General features: G+C 56.6%; 17 protein-coding genes and 1 pseudogene. 17 read left to right on the top strand and 1 reads right to left on the bottom strand.

Features of this window, described 5'->3' with window-relative positions; all coding sequences use genetic code 11:
• Nucleotides 1-100 precede the first annotated feature (100 nt).
• The 4 genes and pseudogenes from hprK (at nucleotide 101) to D3H35_RS21535 (ending at nucleotide 3243) form a co-directional block, all read left to right on the top strand.
• Nucleotides 101-1032: pseudogene (gene hprK / locus D3H35_RS21550) on the top strand (HPr(Ser) kinase/phosphatase).
• Between the two features lie 24 nt (nucleotides 1033-1056).
• Nucleotides 1057-2139 carry a prolipoprotein diacylglyceryl transferase gene (gene lgt / locus D3H35_RS21545; protein ID WP_119151297.1) on the top strand — a complete coding sequence of 361 codons (1083 nt, stop codon included), beginning with the start codon at nucleotides 1057-1059 and terminating at the stop codon, nucleotides 2137-2139.
• Nucleotides 2102-2764 carry a pyrophosphatase PpaX gene (gene ppaX, locus D3H35_RS21540; RefSeq protein ID WP_119151296.1) on the top strand — a complete coding sequence of 221 codons (663 nt, stop codon included), beginning with the start codon at nucleotides 2102-2104 and terminating at the stop codon, nucleotides 2762-2764. The genes lgt and ppaX overlap by 38 nt, the downstream gene beginning before the upstream one ends.
• A 2-nt stretch (nucleotides 2765-2766) precedes the next feature.
• On the top strand, nucleotides 2767-3243 hold the full coding sequence (locus tag D3H35_RS21535; RefSeq protein WP_119151295.1) for an acyltransferase: 477 nt from the start codon (nucleotides 2767-2769) through the stop codon (nucleotides 3241-3243).
• A gap of 262 nt (nucleotides 3244-3505) precedes the next feature.
• Here D3H35_RS21535 and D3H35_RS21530 read toward each other — a convergent pair whose 3' ends face one another.
• Nucleotides 3506-3637 (bottom strand): DUF4023 family protein, encoded by a 132-nt coding sequence (locus D3H35_RS21530; RefSeq protein WP_119151294.1) that lies wholly within the window; start codon nucleotides 3635-3637, stop codon nucleotides 3506-3508.
• A 240-nt stretch (nucleotides 3638-3877) separates the two neighbouring features.
• On the opposite strand from D3H35_RS21530, the gene D3H35_RS21525 reads away from it, so the two are divergent.
• The 13 genes from D3H35_RS21525 (at nucleotide 3878) to D3H35_RS21465 (ending at nucleotide 17597) form a co-directional block, all read left to right on the top strand.
• Nucleotides 3878-5092, top strand: coding sequence for an ATP phosphoribosyltransferase regulatory subunit (locus tag D3H35_RS21525; protein ID WP_119151293.1), 1215 nt, complete (start codon nucleotides 3878-3880; stop codon nucleotides 5090-5092).
• Nucleotides 5089-5727, top strand: coding sequence for an ATP phosphoribosyltransferase (gene hisG / locus D3H35_RS21520; protein ID WP_119151292.1), 639 nt, complete (start codon nucleotides 5089-5091; stop codon nucleotides 5725-5727). Before D3H35_RS21525 ends, hisG begins: the two co-directional genes overlap by 4 nt.
• Nucleotides 5728-5742: 15 nt before the next feature.
• Nucleotides 5743-7032, top strand: a complete 1290-nt coding sequence (gene hisD, locus D3H35_RS21515) for a histidinol dehydrogenase (RefSeq protein ID WP_119151291.1) — start codon at nucleotides 5743-5745, stop codon at nucleotides 7030-7032.
• Nucleotides 7029-7640 carry an imidazoleglycerol-phosphate dehydratase HisB gene (hisB, locus tag D3H35_RS21510; RefSeq protein WP_119151290.1) on the top strand — a complete coding sequence of 204 codons (612 nt, stop codon included), beginning with the start codon at nucleotides 7029-7031 and terminating at the stop codon, nucleotides 7638-7640. Before hisD ends, hisB begins: the two co-directional genes overlap by 4 nt.
• Entirely contained in the window at nucleotides 7641-8243 is a 603-nt protein-coding gene (gene hisH / locus D3H35_RS21505; protein WP_119151289.1) for an imidazole glycerol phosphate synthase subunit HisH, read from the top strand.
• 800 nt (nucleotides 8244-9043) lie between these two features.
• Nucleotides 9044-9781 (top strand): 1-(5-phosphoribosyl)-5-[(5-phosphoribosylamino)methylideneamino]imidazole-4-carboxamide isomerase, encoded by a 738-nt coding sequence (gene hisA, locus D3H35_RS21500; protein ID WP_119151288.1) that lies wholly within the window; start codon nucleotides 9044-9046, stop codon nucleotides 9779-9781.
• A gap of 52 nt (nucleotides 9782-9833) precedes the next feature.
• Nucleotides 9834-10592 (top strand): imidazole glycerol phosphate synthase subunit HisF, encoded by a 759-nt coding sequence (gene hisF / locus D3H35_RS21495; RefSeq protein ID WP_119151287.1) that lies wholly within the window; start codon nucleotides 9834-9836, stop codon nucleotides 10590-10592.
• The gene (gene hisIE, locus D3H35_RS21490) at nucleotides 10589-11251 is read left to right on the top strand and encodes a bifunctional phosphoribosyl-AMP cyclohydrolase/phosphoribosyl-ATP diphosphatase HisIE (RefSeq protein ID WP_119151286.1); all 663 of its coding nucleotides are present in this window, start codon (nucleotides 10589-10591) and stop codon (nucleotides 11249-11251) included. Before hisF ends, hisIE begins: the two co-directional genes overlap by 4 nt.
• Nucleotides 11252-11266: 15 nt before the next feature.
• Nucleotides 11267-12073: a histidinol-phosphatase HisJ gene (gene hisJ / locus D3H35_RS21485; RefSeq protein ID WP_119151285.1), complete on the top strand. Its 807-nt coding sequence runs from the start codon at nucleotides 11267-11269 to the stop codon at nucleotides 12071-12073.
• Nucleotides 12074-12143: 70 nt separating this feature from the next.
• Nucleotides 12144-13094, top strand: coding sequence for a ribose-phosphate diphosphokinase (locus tag D3H35_RS21480; RefSeq protein ID WP_119151284.1), 951 nt, complete (start codon nucleotides 12144-12146; stop codon nucleotides 13092-13094).
• Between the two features lie 225 nt (nucleotides 13095-13319).
• Nucleotides 13320-15059 (top strand): tetratricopeptide repeat protein, encoded by a 1740-nt coding sequence (locus D3H35_RS21475; protein WP_119151283.1) that lies wholly within the window; start codon nucleotides 13320-13322, stop codon nucleotides 15057-15059.
• A 46-nt stretch (nucleotides 15060-15105) separates the two neighbouring features.
• Entirely contained in the window at nucleotides 15106-16053 is a 948-nt protein-coding gene (gene trxB / locus D3H35_RS21470) for a thioredoxin-disulfide reductase (protein WP_119151282.1), read from the top strand.
• Between the two features lie 593 nt (nucleotides 16054-16646).
• On the top strand, nucleotides 16647-17597 hold the full coding sequence (locus tag D3H35_RS21465) for an ROK family glucokinase (RefSeq protein ID WP_119151281.1): 951 nt from the start codon (nucleotides 16647-16649) through the stop codon (nucleotides 17595-17597).
• Nucleotides 17598-17613: the final 16 nt, after the last annotated feature.

The raw sequence follows: 17613 nt of genomic DNA, 5'->3' as shown, positions 1-17613 counted from the left end.
GGCTAGGCTGAAAGACGGGAGGAGGCTCCCGTCTTTTTGTTTGATTTGTCGGGCTATTTTCGATACGATGAAGGAAGAGAAAGTACAAAGGAGCTGTACGATGGCTAAAAAAGTGAGAGTTTCCGAGCTCGTGCAGCAATTTCACCTCGAAGTGGTCGCCGGGGAAGACGGCATGCGCCGGACGATTGAAACGGACGACCTGAATCGGCCAGGCTTGGAAATGGCCGGGTATTTCAACTATTATCCGACGGACCGGGCGCAAATTCTCGGACGGACGGAGCTGGCGTTTCTGGATACGCTGACTGCAGCGGCCAGACGCGACCGTATGGAGCGCCTTTGCGACGAGGCTACTCCGTGCATTATCATCACGCGAGGGCTCGAACCTCCGGCGGAGCTCGTGGAAGTCGCGAACGAACGTCACTTCCCGGTACTGCGCAGCGGCATGGCTACAACGATTCTGCTCAGCCGGATCACGACCTTCCTGGAAAGGAAGCTGGCCCTTCGGCTACCATTCATGGCGTACTCGTCGACGTGTACGGGATCGGCATGCTCATTACCGGCGGCAGCGGCATCGGCAAAAGCGAAACGGCGCTGGAGCTTGTCAAGCGCGGACACCGGCTCGTGGCCGACGATGCGGTGGAAATTCGCCAGACATCGGACAATTCGTTATACGGCAGCGCCCCGGATCTTATTCGGCACCTGCTTGAAATTCGCGGTCTCGGCATCCTGAACGTCATGACGTTGTTCGGTGCGGGAGCGGTGCGCAACCAAATGCATATCAGCTTGGTCGTGAAGCTGGAGAATTGGCAGCAGGACAAACAATACGACCGTCTCGGTCTGGACGAAGAGACGACCAAGATTATCGACACTGAAGTTCCTCTTCTGACCGTTCCGGTGCGTCCCGGCCGGAACTTGGCGGTTATTCTCGAGGTGGCGGCCATGAATTTCCGCTTGAAGCGGATGGGCTACAACGCGGCGCAGCAGTTCACGAACAAGCTGACCGAAGCGATTGCCGAAGACGATTTCGAATAATCGATAGAGCGACGGAGGAAGAGCATGTTTCCATTGGAACTTAACCCTATTGCATTCTCGATCGGATCTTTGCCGGTGCACTGGTACGGCATCATTCTCGGATCGGCTGCGTTAGTAGGCTTGCTTCTGGCTATACAGGAAGGAAAGCGGTTCGGAATCGTACCGGATTTCTTCCTCGATCTGCTTCTGTACGGAGTGCCTTCGGCTATTATCGGCGCCCGGCTGTACTACGTGCTGTTCAAGTGGAATTATTACAGCAAGCATCCCGGCGAGATTATCCAGATATGGAACGGCGGGATCGCCATTTACGGAGCTCTTCTCGGAGCTCTGATCTGCGGCATTATCTATATAAGGAAAAAAGGCTATTCGGTCTGGCGCATCATCGATGTTTGCGCCCCGTCCCTGCTGGCCGGGCAAATGATCGGCCGATGGGGCAACTTCGTCAATCAGGAAGCTTACGGCGGACCGGTAGAGGAATCCTTTCTTCGCGATAAGCTTCATTTGCCCGATTTCATCGTCGATCAAATGAATATTACCGGGGTTTATCATCATCCGACGTTCCTGTACGAATCGCTGTGGAGCTTGGTAGGCTTGGCTCTTCTCTTCATTGTGCGCAGACAGCGGTTCTTGAAAGCCGGAGAGCTGTTCCTAGGTTACTTCATCTGGTACTCCATCGGCCGCTTCTATATCGAGGGATTGCGTACGGACAGCTTGGCGTTCGAAGGTCCGGCATGGCTTGCTTCGCTCGTGGACGGGCTATGGTCGCCTATGAAGGTCGTGTTTGATGAAGGCTTCCTCGATCCGGCATACGGCAACGTTCGCAGCTCGCAGCTGATGGCGATCTTCATTATTGTAGTCGGCATCGCCCTGATCGTTATTCGCAGACGGACAGGACAAGCGAGCGAGCGTTATGTGGATCCGATTGTGCGGCGCGTGAATCCGGCAGTTGCGACCTCAGAGACGGCAGCGGCTGGGGATGCGGCGACGGATTCGAACGAGAAGCCCGGTGCGATTGAACGCGAGAATGGCGAGCAAGAACAAGCAGCGGAGAAAACGGAGACATCAACAGATGAGCTTAAAAAAGAAAATAACGACCGTTCTCTTTGATCTTGACGGTACGATTATCGATACGAATGAACTGATTATCCAGTCGTTTCTTCATGCGCTGAAGGGCATCGTCCCTCCCGATTTTGACCGGGAGCACATTATTCCGAGCATGGGCATGCCGCTCAGCGTGCAATTGCAGCTTTTCTCGGGACGCGATGACGTTGAGGAGCTTACGCGGCTTTACCGAGAATACAACCATGGCAGGCACGACGAGATGGTGACCTTGTTCAAGGGAGTAGCCGAAGTCGTGCCCCAGCTCCATCAAGCGGGCATCAAGCTGGGCGTCGTGACGACGAAGATGCGTCAAACGTCGGAGCGCGCATTGAAGCTGTTCGGCATTTACGAATACATGGGGACAATCGTAGCTCTCGACGATGTCGAGCATCCGAAGCCTCATCCGGAGCCGGTGCTGAAAGCGATCGAGGCGCTCGGAGCGTTGCCGGAGGAGACGATCATGGTCGGCGACAGTCCGGTTGACATCGAATCGGCGCGAAGGGCGGGAGCGGTAGCCGTCGGCGTAGCCTGGTCATTGAAAGGCGAAGCGAAGCTGCGGGAGTCCGGAGCGGATCATGTCGTGCTCGATATGGACGAGCTTGTGGCCATGTGCGGAATCGGGGGAGCTTAAGATTGAGGAATGTGGAGCGGTATCCGGTGGAGGGACCGAACGCGCTGTGGCAAGTCTATCGGACGGTGTCGCCGTTCAAGGCGGTTCGGAACTTCATTTTTATTCAACTGGCCCGGTATTGCCCTATCCTGCCGGTCAAAAACGCGATTTACCGTCGCGTTCTCGGAATGAAGGTCGGACGCCATACGGCATTCGCGCTCATGGTCATGGTTGACGTCTTTTTTCCCGAACGAATTACAGTCGGAGACAATTCGATTATCGGTTACAATACGACGCTGCTTACCCATGAATATCTAATCAAGGAATACCGGATCGGCCCGATCGTCATTGGCGAGAACGTGATGATCGGAGCCAACGTGACGGTGCTGCCCGGCGTCACAATCGGCGACGGGGCCGTCGTGGCCGCCGGAGCGGTCGTCCATAAAGACGTGGCGCCTGGCGCCAAAGTCGGCGGCAATCCGCTACGGGAGCTTGGATGACGGCTATGGCAGACCGCAGCGATAAAAAGGCTGGTTGGGAGCGCATCCCTGCCAGCCTTTTTTTGAGACTCGCGCGCTGTTCTCGCAGGGGCTGCAGTCCGATTATTCCCGTCTATTTCCGGCGTTAATAACCAAAAATAGCTGGGTTACAAAGCGTGCGGACGATGAAACGGGGGAAACACTTCAATAGTCGGACAGGAGCAGGAGGGGCCGCCATACGCCTTCGCGGAAGCTTCGAAGGCGTATGGCGGGAAGAATGCCGTTACTTGTTCGTGCTGTGCTGCTTGCCCGGAAGATGCTCTCCCTGACTGCCGTTGCCGGAGCGACGCTTATTGTTTTTCGCTTTGCGCTGCGTGTCCTGTACTTTGTCGACGAATTGTCGGGTGCTGTCCATATCGGTAGCTTTGCCTCCTCGTAGATAACGTTCGATTTACTTTAACCACGTTGGCGGCAAATCATGATTCTTTTTGTCGGCGTCGGATGGCAAAGCTAAGAGCGATAAAACGGCGGACGAGCTCAGCAATGCCAATTGACGCTAGCGCGGGAGAGTGGTAAAATAGCCATTATTCATTTTCTTTTGGTAATATGGTAACTTGGTAGCACTTTAACGTATTAAAGAAATGAGGGTATCCTCTTGTCCAAGCCAAAAGTATTCGAAAAACCGACCGGAGTTAAAGATTATCTCCCGCACGCGGTCGCCAAGCTGCGCCGAATCGAGCGCGACGTACTGGAATGCATGCGCCGGTGGGGCTACGAGCAGATCATGACCCCGACGCTGGAATATTACGATACGGTAGGAGTGGCGAGCGCCACATCCGACCAAAAGCTGTTTAAGCTGCTTAACCATCGCGGAACGACGATCGTGCTGCGCTCGGATATGACGGCGCCGATTGCCCGCGTCGTCGGCTCCCTGTTGAAGGAGCAGTCTTTCCCGTTGCGTCTTAGCTACCACGGTAACGTGTTCCGCGCCTTCGAGGAGGAAGCCGGGCGAGATGCGGAATTTTTTCAGACCGGCGTGGAGCTGGTAGGAGATCCTTCTCCGGAAGCGGACGCGGAGATGATCGCCTTGGCGATCGAGTCGCTCAAGTCGGCGGGAGTCAAGTCGTTCAAAATCGCGGTAGGCCACGTCGGCTTCCTGAACGGATTGTTCGAGGAGACGCTTCTTGGCCGGGATGCGGAGCAGGACGCGTTGAAAGCATGCCTGTTGCAGAGAGATCACGTCGGCTACCGTCACATTCTGCGGAATTTATCGGTGGAGGATGGATCGAAGCGCGAGCTGGAAGACATTCTGCGCCTGCGAGGCGGTCAGGAAGTATGCGAGCAGGCGCTTCAATTGAGCGGCAACGAAGAAGCGCATAAAGCTATTCGCCATCTGTGCGAGGTATGGGACGTACTGGAAGCTTACGGCGTTCAGGAGCATGTTCTCATCGACCTGACGATGATCGGGGATTTCACCTATTATACGGGCATGACATTCGAAGGGTATGCATCCAATATGGGCTTCCCGGTATGCAGCGGCGGCAGATACGACAATCTGCTGGCGCAGTTCGGCCGTCCGGCTCCGGCTACCGGTTTTGCGCTTAAAACGACTCGCATTCTCGAAGTTGTCGAAGACGAAGCTGCGTCGGGCAAAGGCTCCGGGAAGACGTTGATTATGTATACGGCGGCGGCGCGAGTGCGGGCGCTGGCCGAAGCGGCAAAGCTTCGAACGGAAGGCTCGGCCGTCGTGGCGGCCGGCGTTATCGGAGAAGAGTGGCCGGATACGGTGAAGGTGGAAGACGGCTTCGTCTATCAAGGAACGCTGTTCGAGCATCTTATTGTATTCGACGGGAAGGGGGAGCGGGCATGACGGATAACGGCATATTGAAGGTAGCGATGCCCAAGGGGCGAATCTACAAGCAGGCCAGCAAGCTGTTCCGGCAGGCGGGACTTCCGATTCCGGAGGACTTCGACGATTCGCGCAAGCTCATCATTCCGGTTCCTGAAGCGAACATGGAATTCATCATGGCGAAGCCGGTAGACGTTCCGACTTATGTCGAGTACGGCGTCGCGGACATCGGCATTGTCGGCAAAGACGTGCTGATGGAAGAGACGAAGGATGTCTACGAGCTGTTCGATCTCGGCATCGCACGCTGCCGGATGTCGGTTATCGGTCTTCCGGACTGGAAGCCGGTTATCCATCCTCGCGTGGCGACGAAGTATCCTAACGTAGCTTCTCAATATTTTCGCGAGCGGGGTCAGCAGGTTGAAGTGATTAAGCTGAACGGCTCGATTGAGCTTGCCCCGCTGATCGGTCTTGCGGACCGCATCGTCGACATGGTGGAGACGGGCCAGACTCTCCGCGAGAACGGACTGGTCGAGATGGAAGAGATGTTTCAGGTGACGAGTCGGCTCATCGCGAACCGGGTCAGCTACCGTTTGAAAAATACGGCCATCCAAGCGTTGTGCGATCGCCTTGGACAATCGATGACGGTTCAGGGATAAGGGAGGCGAATTGCGATGTATAAGGGACCTGCGCAAGGCTTCAAGCTGGAGCGGGAAAATGAATACGGAACTCCCGCGCAAAACGCGGCGGTAGCCGAGATTGTCGAAGCGGTCAGGCGGGAAGGCGACGCGGCTCTGCTGCGGTATACGGCGGCGTTCGATAAGACGACGCTGACTCCGGAGGAGCTGCGGGTTCCGCAGGAAGAGATTCAAGCGGCGTACGAGAAAGTGGACGCACAATTCGTGGAAGCGCTCCGGCAAGCGGCGGCCAACATCCGCTCCTTCCACGAGAAGCAGAAGCGGAGCACGTGGGTAGACGTACAGCCGGACGGAACGATGCTCGGCATGGTGCTTCGTCCGCTGCGCCGGGTCGGCCTATACGTGCCGGGCGGCAAAGCGGCCTATCCTTCGTCGGTGCTTATGAACGTCATTCCGGCCAAGGTGGCGGGCGTGCCGGAAATCGTGATGGTGACGCCGCCCGCGACTGGAGGCCGTCAAGGCATTGATCCATATATTCTCGTGGCGGCCGCGGAAGCGGGAGTGACCGAGATGTACCGGGTCGGAGGCGCTCAGGCCGTTGCGGCATTGGCTTACGGGACAGACAGCATTCCTGCCGTCGATAAAATTTGCGGCCCCGGCAATATTTATGTGGCGCTGGCGAAACGCGCCGTGTTCGGAGCGGTCGACATCGACAGCATCGCGGGCCCGAGCGAGATCGTCGTTCTGGCGGACGACAGCGCGGATCCGGGTTACATAGCCGCGGACATGCTGTCGCAGGCGGAGCATGACGAGATGGCTTCCGCAGTGCTCGTAACGCCGTCGGCGAAGCTGGCCGATGCGGTTGCGGCGGAGCTTGAACGTCAGCTTGCGACGCTGCCGAGGCGGGAGATCGCCTCGAAGTCGATGGAGCAGCATGGAGCCATTATCGTGACGCAGGATATGAGCGAAGGCGTCGACGTCGTCAACAAGCTTGCGCCGGAGCATCTGGAGATTATGACGGAAGATCCGTTGGAGCTTCTCGGACGGATCGAAACCGCAGGGGCGATTTTCCTCGGGCCTTACAGCGCGGAAGCTGTCGGCGATTATTTCGCAGGGCCTAACCACATTCTGCCGACGAACGGAACCGCGCGGTTCTCGTCTCCGCTGAACGTGGACGATTTTCTGAAAAAATCGAGCTTGATCCGATACAGCAAGGAAGCACTGCGCAGAGACGCAGCCGGAATCGCGCTGCTGGCGCGTCATGAAGGGCTTGAAGGCCACGCGAGAGCGGTGGAAATCCGATTGGAAGGACGGGACGGCAAATGAGTGAATTCACGCAAGAAAATCAAGGCCGGAAAGGCTCGGTATCCCGCAAAACGAACGAAACCGACATCAAGCTGTCGCTGAATGTAGACGGATCGGGGCAAGTCGGCTTAGAGACGGACGTTCCCTTTTTGAACCATATGCTCGATCTGTTCGCCCAACACGGCCAATTCGATTTGAACGTGGAAGCCCGCGGCGACGTGGACATCGACGATCATCATACGGTTGAGGACATCGGCATTTGCTTGGGACAGGTGCTTCGGGAGTCTCTCGGCGACAAAAAAGGGATCAAACGTTACGCCAGCGTGTTCGTTCCGATGGATGAGGCGCTTGCTCAAGTCGTTGTCGACGTGAGCAACCGACCGCATTTCGAGTACCGCGCCGAATATCCGTCCGCGCAGGTAGGCAGCTTTCAGGTGGAGCTCGTTCACGAGTTTCTATGGAAGCTTGCGCTGGAAGCCCGGATTACGCTGCATGTTATCGTCCACTACGGGCGCAATACCCACCATATGATCGAGGCGGTGTTCAAGGCTTTGGGCCGCGCGCTGGACGAAGCGACCTTGATCGATCCTCGCGTGAAAGGCGTGCCATCCACGAAAGGGGTGCTGTAGGTGATCGCAATCATCGATTACGGCATGGGCAACCTGCACAGCGTAAGCAAAGCGGTAGAGCGTCTCGGCTGCGAGACGGTCGTCACTTCCGATCCGGCGGTTATTTTGTCTGCCGAGGGTGCGATTTTGCCCGGTGTCGGCGCTTTCGGCGATGCGATGATCAACTTGCGGGACACGGGGCTCGATGCGGTCGTGAAGGAATACGCCGCTTCGGGCAAGCCGCTGCTGGGCATCTGTCTGGGCATGCAGTTGCTGTTCACCGAAAGCGAGGAGCACGGCGTTCATCGCGGGCTCGATCTGCTGCCGGGACGCGTCGTTCGTTTTCAAGGCGATTTCAAAGTGCCGCATATGGGCTGGAACGAGCTGTCGTTCAAGCAAGAGAGTCCTCTGTTCAAGGACGTTGATGCAGGGCACGTATATTTCGTTCATTCGTTCCATGCGTTGCCGGAGCGGAAAGAGGATTTGCTCGCGGTGACCGATTACAACGGGCCGGTTACCGCTATTGTCGGACGAGGCTCGCTGTTCGGGATGCAGTTCCACCCCGAGAAGAGCAGCGACTTGGGAATGGCGTTGCTGAAGCGTTTCGTGGAGCTAGCTTCTTGAGCTTGAAAAAGCGGCTTGCGCGGGGGTGAGGGGATGTGACTTATAACGTCACAACTCCACCGAATGCGGCGGACGAGGGAAGCAGTAGTGGTACAAAGCGACATAACTCCGACGTATGCAGCATATGAGCGAGGTAATTGTGCCGGAAAAAGTCACAACTCCACCGAATGCGGCGGACGAGGGAAGCAGTAGTGGCACAAAGCGTCACAATTCCAACGTATGCAGCATGTGAGCGAGTTAATTGTGCCGGAAAAAGTCACAACTCCGTCGAATGCGACGGACGAGGGAAGCAGTAGTGGCATAAAGCGTCACAACTCTGACGTATGCAGCATGTGAGCGAGGTAATTGTGCCGGAAAATGTCACAACTCCGCCGAATGCGACGGACGGGGGAAGCAGTAGTGGCACAAAGCGACATAACTTCGACGTATGCAGCATATGAGCGAGGTAATTGTGCCGGAAAAAGTCACAACTCCACCGAATGCGGCGGACGAGGGAAGTAGTAGTGGCACAAAGCATCACAACTCCGACGTATGCAGCATGTGAGCGAGGTAATTGTGCCGGAAAATGTCTCAACTCCGCCGAATGCGGCGGGCAACGGAAGCAGTAGTGGCACAAAGCGTCACAATTCCAACGTACGCAGCATGTGAGCGAGGTAATTGTGCCGTGAAATGTCACAACTCCGCCGAATGCTGCGGACGAGGAAGATAGCAGTGCCGCAAAGCGATACAACTCCGGCCACCGTTAGGCCGGAGCGCAAGCGCATCAAAACCAGCTCATTGATTTGGAGGCTCAATACGAAATGTCCAATTTCATCATCTATCCCGCCATCGACATCCGCGGCGGCAAAGCGGTGCGGCTAGTCCAAGGCGATTATAACCAGGAGACGGTGTACAACGACGATCCGGTATCGGCGGCGCGCGATTGGGAGGCGCAAGGCGGGAAGTGGATTCACCTCGTCGATCTCGACGGCGCGAAAGCGGGACATCCCGTCAACGACGAGTTGATCGGCCGAATTGCTAAAGCCGTTAACGTTCCCGTGCAAGTCGGCGGCGGACTTCGGAAGGAAGAGGATGTCGAGCGGTTGATCGGTCTCGGCGTATCTCGCGTCATTCTGGGCACCGCGGCGATTGAAGACCGCGCATTCGTATCGCGCGTTCTCGCCAAGTACGGCGCTCAAGTCGCCATCGGCATCGACGCGCGCAACGGGCTCGTCGCAACGAGAGGCTGGCTGGAAACGTCCGAGGTGAAAGCGGAGGATCTGGCCGTACAGCTCGCGGGCGAAGGAGCGCAGACGTTCATTTTCACCGATATTTCCCGCGACGGCATGATGGGCGGTCCCAACGTGGAAGCCATCGTTAATCTCGCTAAAGTTTCGGGCCGCTCCGTTATCGCATCCGGCGGCGTGAGCAAGCCGGAAGATTTGGACCGCCTCGCGGTGCATGCGAAGGATGGAGTCGGCGGAGCGATCGTCGGCAAGGCGCTGTATACCGGAAGCATTGACTTGGCCGAAGCCGTACGGAAGACGGCGGCTCTCTAATAGCAGGTTGCGCGAAACGATCTATTCAACTCTAGAAAGGGGGCGAGCCCTCATGCTGGCCAAACGAATCATTCCTTGCCTGGACGTCAAAGACGGACGGGTCGTTAAGGGAGTTAACTTCGTTAATTTGCGCGACGCCGGGGATCCGGTGGAATTAGCGGCGCTGTACGACCGTGAAGGCGCGGACGAGCTCGTGTTTCTCGACATTTCCGCTTCGGTCGAAGGGCGAGCAACGATGGTCGACGTCGTCCGCCGAACGGCAGGAGAAATATCGATTCCGTTCACGGTGGGCGGAGGAATCTCGGCGGTCGAGGACATGAAGCGGCTGCTCCGGGCGGGCGCCGACAAGATCGGCATCAACACGGCGGCTATTCGCAACCCTCAGCTCATTACGGACGGCTCGCGGACGTTCGGCGCGCAATGCATCGTCGTTGCCATCGACGCGAAGTTTAATGCGGAGTGGGGCGAGTGGGAAGTGTTCACGCACGGAGGCCGTAATTCGACCGGGATTCGGGCGCTGGAGTGGGTGAAGGAAGCGGAACGCCGCGGAGCCGGCGAAATTCTGCTAACCAGCATGGACGCCGACGGAACGAAGGACGGCTTCGACCTGAAGCTGACCGCGCGCGTATCGGAGAGCGTCGGCATTCCCGTCATCGCATCGGGCGGCGCGGGCAACGCGAACCATTTTTCCGACGTATTCTCGGAGGGGCTCGCGGACGCGGCGCTGGCGGCAAGCATATTCCACTACAAAGAATTGACCGTTCGCGAGGTTAAAGAAACGTTGCGCGGCAGAGGAGTGAACGTACGATGACTCAAGAACAATCGCAATCCTTGCTCGATCAGGTCAAATTCGACGCGCACGGGCTCGTTCCCGCCGTCGTGCAGGACGCGATCAGCAAAGAAGTGCTCATGCTTGCTTACATGAACCGGGAATCGCTGCTGAAGTCGCTCGAATCCGGTCAAACCTGGTTCTGGAGCCGTTCGCGCGGAGAACTGTGGAACAAGGGCGCGACCAGCGGACACACGCAGCAGATCGTTAGCCTAAGCTACGATTGCGACGGAGATACGCTGCTGGTCAAGGTGAAGCAGCAAGGGCCTGCCTGCCATACCGGCGCTTACAGCTGCTTCTATCGCGATGCGGAAGGCGGCGGGATCGCGCCTGAAGCCGATCGTTTCGGTCCGCTGTCCCGCCTGGAGCAGACGATCGCGCAGCGCGACGCGGAACGTACCGAGGGCGCGTACACGACGTATTTGTTCGAGAAGGGCCTGGACAAAATACTTAAGAAGGTCGGAGAAGAAACCGCGGAAGTAATCATCGCCGCCAAAAACCGCGACTCGCAGGAGCTTCGCAGCGAAGCGGCCGACCTTATTTTCCATCTAATGGTCCTGCTGCGCGAGCAGCAAATTCCGTTCGACGACGTGCTGCAGGAGCTGGAATTCAGGCACCGCAAGCCGGTCAAGAAAGATTAGGCGGGAAGTATGACGATGCGCATCGACTATCACACGCACAACGTCCGTTGCGGTCACGCCGTCGGAACGCTGCCTGAATATATCGAAAGCGCCATTGAGAAGGGCATGGAGGAAATCGGCTTATCCGACCACATGCCCCTTCTTCATGTCGATCCGGCCACTTACTATCCGGAGATGGCGATGCCGATGGACGAGCTTCCGCGGTACGTTGAGGAATGCTTGACCCTCAAGGAACGCTACAAAAACCGGATAAAAGTAAAAGTCGGGCTCGAGGGCGATTTTATAGAGGGCTACGAGGAACCGATTTCCCGCATTATCGAAGCTTACCCTTGGGATTACGTGATCGGTTCAGTTCATTTTCTCGGGACGTGGGACATTACCGATTTTCGGCAAGTTCACAACTGGGAAGGGAAGCGGGCGATCGAAGTGTACGAGCGGTATTACGATGCGGTTCGCAAGGCGGCTGCGACAGGGCTGTACGATTACATCGGACATATCGACGCAATCAAGAGATTCGGATTCCGGCCCGAGGAGGACGTCAGCACGCTGGAAGACGCCGCTCTTGAGACGGTAGCGAAGCATGGGCTGGCCATCGAATTGAATGCGGCGGGCATTCATACGGCGGCCAAAGAAATGTATCCCTCCTTCCGCATGCTGGAGCGGGCAAAAGCCTATCATATTCCGGTAACGTTCGGCTCGGATGCCCATCACCCGGGTAAGGTCGGACAAAAAGGAGCAGAAGCGCAAACGATGTTGAAAAATGTCGGATATTCGCACTTGGCGACGTTTGAAGGACGTAAGCGGACGTTAATTCCTTTTTGAAGAAGGGGACTTACTCATGTATAATAGGGATGGATGTCAGGGTAACGGATTAGATATGGTGGAGGGGCACATGGACAGCAGCAAACTTCGTATTTTTTCGGGTTCTTCCAACCCGAAGTTGGCCGAGAAGATGGCCGACCAGCTTGGACTCCCGCTCGGGAAAATCAAGCTTTCCAGATTCAAGAGCGGCGAGGTGTACGTTCACTATGAGGAGACGATCCGCAACTGCGACGTATTCATCGTCCAGTCGCTGTCGCATCCCATCAACGATTATTTTGTCGAATTGCTTATTATGATCGATGCTGCCAAGCGGGCTTCCGCCCGTACGATCAACATTGTGCTGCCTTATTACGGCTACGCTCGTCAAGAACGAAAAGCGGCACCACGGGAGCCGATCTCGGCCAAGATGGTCGCGGACGTTTTGACGACGGTCGGCGCCAACCGCATTATTACGATCGATTTGCACGCTAACGCGATTCAGGGCTTTTTCAATATTCCGGTCGATCATTTGACTGCGCTCGATCTGATCAGCGATTACTTGAAAGCGAAAAATATCCGCAACCCGGTCGTCGTATCTCCGGACGCCGGACGAGCTTCCACGGCGGAGAAGCTGGCCAACCAGTTGGACTGCTCGTTCGCCATTATGATCAAGAAGCGCCCGGCGCACAACGAATCGGTCATCACCCACGTAATCGGGGATGTGGAAGGCTGTACGCCGATCATCATCGAAGATATGATCGATACGGGATCGACGATCGTTAACGTCGTTGAAGGCTTGAAGGAACGCGGAGCGGAAGACGTCTACGTCTGCGCGACACATCCGTTGTTCTCGGCCAACGCTCTTCAGAAGCTCGACCATCCGAGCATCAAGGAAGTTGTCGTAACCGACTCCATCCTGCTGCCGGATGACCGTTCGACGCGCTTCCAGACGATCTCGGTCGCGCCGATGCTGGCCGAAGCGATCCGCATTATTATGGAAGGCGGCTCGATCAGCACGCTCTTCAAGGACGCAGGGGTATAATAAATAAACGGCTGTTCGAAGATTGTAGCTAACAATCCTCGGACAGCTTTTCTTTTTATTTGGCGAAGTGCAGTGCTTTATTTATATCTAAACTTATATTATAATAATTCTAAACAAGACAGACTCCCAGTTGGATATTGTTTCGTGGATGGCGCGCGCTGTGTTATAATCTTGGATGATGAAAAGGCGCGACGAAACGACAACAACCGGGGAGGTGCCTTGCCGATGAGTCAGCGGAAGCGCGCGGCTAGCAGCCGTCGTTCCAAAGTGATTCCCATGCGTCTGGACGCCACTTTCTTCTTCGAAAGAGCGGTTCAGTCGCTGGATCGATACCATTACGACAAGGCATTGAAATATTTCCGCCGGGCCGTAGAATATGAACCGGAGAACCCGGTTAACCACTGCAACATGGCGGGCATCTTGTCGGAAATGGGACGATACGAGGAATCGAACGTCATCCTTCGTTCCGTCATTGACCAGATCGACCCTGCCATGACCGAATGCTACTACTACTTGGCGAACAATTACGCCAATATGGAACAGTACGAAGCCGCGGAAGAGGCGCTCGTTCACTATCTTGAGCATGACGAGGAAGGCCAGTTTCTCGACGAGGCGGACGAATTGCTCGACCTGCTCGGTTACGAGCTGAATCGCCCGACGAAGCTGTCGACGATCAAGTCCCGCGAGAATTTGTATGCCCACGACAAGGCGCGCGAGCTTCTGGAAGCGGGAAGATTCGCCGAAGCGGTTCGGATGCTGGAGGAGATACTGGTTCGCCAGCCAGATTTCGTCGCCGTCCGCAACAACCTTGGATTGGCATACTACTACATGGGACTGTTCGACAAGGCGATCTCGACGATATCGGAAGTGCTGGAAGCCGAGCCGGGCAATCTTCACGCCCTGTGCAACATGGCGATTTTCTATCAGCACGGCAATCAGGAAAGTCCGCTGCGCGAACTGCTCGAGAAGCTGCGAAAAACGGTGCCGTTCCATCCGGAGCATGTATTCAAGCTGGCGACGACGCTCGGCATTATCGGAGATCATCGGGAGGCTTATCGCCATTTTCGCAGGCTCATCCGTACGGGAGAGCTCGCGAATGAACCGAGCCTGCATCATTTTGCAGCTGTGGCCGCCGTCAATCTCGGCCGGTACAACGAGGCCGAGAGGCACTGGAACCAAGCGCAGAAGCTGGATCCCAATTCGTCCGTGGCCGCTTTCCATCTGCGGCGGCTGCCTCAAGTAAGATCCGGCGAGGAGAAGCCGCCGGTTCATTATCATTACCACCTTCCGTTCGAGGAGCAATTCCGGCAGTGGGAGACGAAGCCGGGACTCGTATCGGAAGCGCTCAAGCAAGATCCGCTTATCCGATCCTCGTTCTTCTGGGCGCTCCGTCATGGAGACCGCAAGACGAAGGTTCAAGTCATTCAAGCTCTCGGCCTCGTCGCAGACGAGGAGGTTATCGAGTCGTTGAAGGCTTTTCTCGTCGACCCGAAGGAAGAAGACGAGCTGAAGAGGGTGGCGGTTCTCGTCCTCCGTTCGATCGGAGTGCAGGATTCGTTGTCCGTAACGTTCGGCGGACGGCCTCTGACGCTGGAAGCGCGCCGCAAGTCGGAGCGGCTTCCGGTATGGGACAGCAGCTGGCAGATCGTGCTGGAGCAAGCGCTTGAAGGCATGTCGGGGCGTTATGACGTCGTTCAGCAGCACGACATGATGACCTTATGGGTCGACTACTTATCGCGTGTCTACCCGGAAGTGCCCAAGCTGCACAAATCTTCGGGCTGGGCGGCGGCGTTGGAATATTGGACCGCCAAGATGCACAGAAGAACGGTAACGTATTCCGATCTGGTCGACCGCTACGGAGCTTCCCAAGCGAGCATCAGCCGTTATGCGAACCGGATCGACGAAGCGTGCGGCATTCGCGAAAAGCTCGATTTAACGTCCCCGTCTTTCCGGGGGAAAAAATAACAACAGTCACTCAGCGCGCAGGCGTTAGACGCAAGGAGGAACAACCATGTACAAAAGCATCGTAATCGGCACAGGACCTGCCGGACTTACAGCGGCTATCTACCTCGCTCGGGCGAATTTGAGCCCTCTGGTCATCGAAGGTCCGGAGCCGGGCGGCCAATTGACGACGACGACGGAGGTTGAGAACTTCCCAGGCTTCCCCGAAGGAATCATGGGTCCCGATCTGATGGCCAATATGCGCAAGCAAGCGGAGCGCTTCGGCGCGGAATTCCGCACCGGCTGGATCAACTCCGTGGACACGGCGAAACGCCCGTTCACGTTGAATTTGGAAGGCGGAGAAACGCTCGAAGCCGAGACTCTCATTATCTCGACCGGCGCTTCCGCAAAGTACCTCGGCATCCCCGGCGAACGCGAGAACGTCGGCCACGGGGTTAGCACTTGCGCTACTTGCGACGGTTTTTTCTTCCGCGGGAAAAAAATCATCGTCGTCGGCGGCGGAGACTCGGCGATGGAGGAAGCTCACTTCCTGACCCGTTTCGCATCGGAAGTAACGCTCGTCCACCGTCGCAACGAGCTGCGCGCTTCGAAGATCATGCAGGATCGCGTCCGCGAAAATCCGAAAATCACGTTGGGCCTCAACCGCACGCCAGTTGAGGTCGTCGCCGGAGACAACGTCGTATCGGGGCTGAAAGTGCTCAACAACGAAACCGGCGAAGAGGAAGTTATCGAGACTCAAGGGTTGTTCGTGGCGATTGGCCATACGCCGAACACGAAGTTTCTGGGCGGTCAAATCGAGACGGACGAGCACGGCTACATCGTGACGAAGCCGGATTCCTCGGAGACGAACGTGCCGGGCATCTTCGCTTGCGGCGACGTGCAGGATACCAAATACCGTCAAGCGATTACGGCGGCAGGCAGCGGCTGCATGGCGGCTCTCGATTGCGAGAAGTATTTGGAAGGCCACGCGACCCATGACTGGAGCCAGTCGGTGTAAGGCGACAAAATCGCATAACGAAAAGAGCGGGGACCAGTGTCCGTCCGCTCTTTTTATTATGGCGGGTCGGATGCGTCTCTTAATCCCACTTCGCCACAGTAACCCACCAATTTTGGGTTAATCATCGGCTGTGTCGCTCATCCGCCACAGTAACCCACTAATTTTGGGCTAATCATCGGCTGCGGCGCTCATCCGCCACAGTAACCCACCAATTTTGGGTTAATCATCGGTTGTGTCGCTCATCCGCCACAGTAACCCACCAATTTTGGGTTAATCATCGGCTGCGGCGCTCATCCGCCACAGTAACCCACCAATTTTGGGTTAATCATCGGCTGTGTCGCTCATCCGCCACAGTAACCCACCAATTTTGGGTTAATCATCGGCTGCGGCGCTCATCCGCCACAGTAACCCACTAATTTTGGGCTAATCATCGGCTGCGGCGCTCATCCGCCACAGTAACCCACCAATTTTGGGCTAGCCACCAGTGTGAGCGGCCACAACTCGCCTACGTCTTGACCGTGGGGGGCGTTCGCTTATAGTGGGTACTGTGGTTGTTTTGAATAACGTATCTTTTATATTAGAGGTGCCTTGGTATGTCTGAGACGATCTACGTCGGTGTCGATATCGGCGGAACAGCAATTAAAGTGGGCATTTGCAGCGCGAAGGGCGACCTTCTTCATACGTTTGAGGGGCCGACCGGAACCGAGCAAGGGACGCAGAAGATTCTTGCCAACATTGCGGGATATGCCCGCCGCATCGTCGAGGAATCTCCGTACGACTGGGAACAAGTCGCCGGAGTCGGGATCGGCATCGCCGGTTTTATTGACATGGCGAAAGGTTTTATTAAGTTTTCTCCTAATCTACCGCTTGATAACGTGCCGCTGAAAGACATCCTGGAAGCGGAGCTAAATAAGAAAGTAAGAGTGAACAACGACGCTAACGTTGCCGCTCTAGGGGAAGCATGGGGGGGCGCAGGGCGCGGGGTGCATAGCTGCGTCCTGTATACGCTCGGTACGGGAGTCGGCGGCGGCATCGTCGTTAACGGCCGTCTGATCGAAGGCTTCTCCGGCATGGGCGGGGAGCTTGGGCACATGTCGATTGTGCCCGATCTTGAAGCGATTCAGTGCGGCTGCGGCAAGATGGGCTGCCTGGAGACGGTATCCTCGGCTACGGGGATTATCCGGATGGCTCATGACGCCGTCTCGCGCGGAGATCGAACGACTCTCGCAGACGTCGAGAACATTATGGCCAAGGAAGTATTCGACGCCGCCAAGAACGGCGACGAAGTGGCGCAGCGCATAGTAAGCCGTGCGGCTTACTATATCGGCAAGTCGATGGCCACGGTAGCGGTCGTCGTAAACCCGCAGCGCTTCATCATCGGCGGCGGAGTCAGCAAGGCGGGAGAGTTCCTGTTCGAGCAGATCCGCACGGTGTTCCACAAGTACGCTTTGGATAAAGCGCAGGAAGGCGTCGATATCGTGGCGGCCGAGCTCGGGAACAATGCCGGCGTGGTCGGTGCGGCCGGGCTTTTGCTGGACGCATAATCCTATCAAGGCGCCT

Origin of the sequence: Cohnella faecalis (genome assembly GCF_003570905.1) — a bacterium.
In the GTDB taxonomy this organism is placed as follows: domain Bacteria; phylum Bacillota; class Bacilli; order Paenibacillales; family Paenibacillaceae; genus Cohnella; species Cohnella faecalis.
The sequence above is the reverse complement of the archived record's forward strand: the minus strand, read 5'-3'. Positions and strand labels throughout refer to the sequence as shown.

Bases quoted from the DNA above. Each gene is read 5' to 3' on its own strand.
- lgt (WP_119151297.1), top strand. From the start codon at position 1,057: ATGTTTCCATTGGAACTTAACCCTATTGCATTCTCGATCGGATCTTTG.
- ppaX (WP_119151296.1), top strand. From the start codon at position 2,102: ATGAGCTTAAAAAAGAAAATAACGACCGTTCTCTTTGATCTTGACGGT.
- D3H35_RS21530 (WP_119151294.1), bottom strand. From the start codon at position 3,637: ATGGACAGCACCCGACAATTCGTCGACAAAGTACAGGACACGCAGCGC.
- hisG (WP_119151292.1), top strand. From the start codon at position 5,089: ATGACGGATAACGGCATATTGAAGGTAGCGATGCCCAAGGGGCGAATC.
- hisD (WP_119151291.1), top strand. From the start codon at position 5,743: ATGTATAAGGGACCTGCGCAAGGCTTCAAGCTGGAGCGGGAAAATGAA.
- hisB (WP_119151290.1), top strand. From the start codon at position 7,029: ATGAGTGAATTCACGCAAGAAAATCAAGGCCGGAAAGGCTCGGTATCC.
- hisA (WP_119151288.1), top strand. From the start codon at position 9,044: ATGTCCAATTTCATCATCTATCCCGCCATCGACATCCGCGGCGGCAAA.
- hisF (WP_119151287.1), top strand. From the start codon at position 9,834: ATGCTGGCCAAACGAATCATTCCTTGCCTGGACGTCAAAGACGGACGG.
- hisIE (WP_119151286.1), top strand. From the start codon at position 10,589: ATGACTCAAGAACAATCGCAATCCTTGCTCGATCAGGTCAAATTCGAC.
- hisJ (WP_119151285.1), top strand. From the start codon at position 11,267: ATGCGCATCGACTATCACACGCACAACGTCCGTTGCGGTCACGCCGTC.
- D3H35_RS21480 (WP_119151284.1), top strand. From the start codon at position 12,144: ATGGACAGCAGCAAACTTCGTATTTTTTCGGGTTCTTCCAACCCGAAG.
- D3H35_RS21475 (WP_119151283.1), top strand. From the start codon at position 13,320: ATGAGTCAGCGGAAGCGCGCGGCTAGCAGCCGTCGTTCCAAAGTGATT.
- trxB (WP_119151282.1), top strand. From the start codon at position 15,106: ATGTACAAAAGCATCGTAATCGGCACAGGACCTGCCGGACTTACAGCG.
- D3H35_RS21465 (WP_119151281.1), top strand. From the start codon at position 16,647: ATGTCTGAGACGATCTACGTCGGTGTCGATATCGGCGGAACAGCAATT.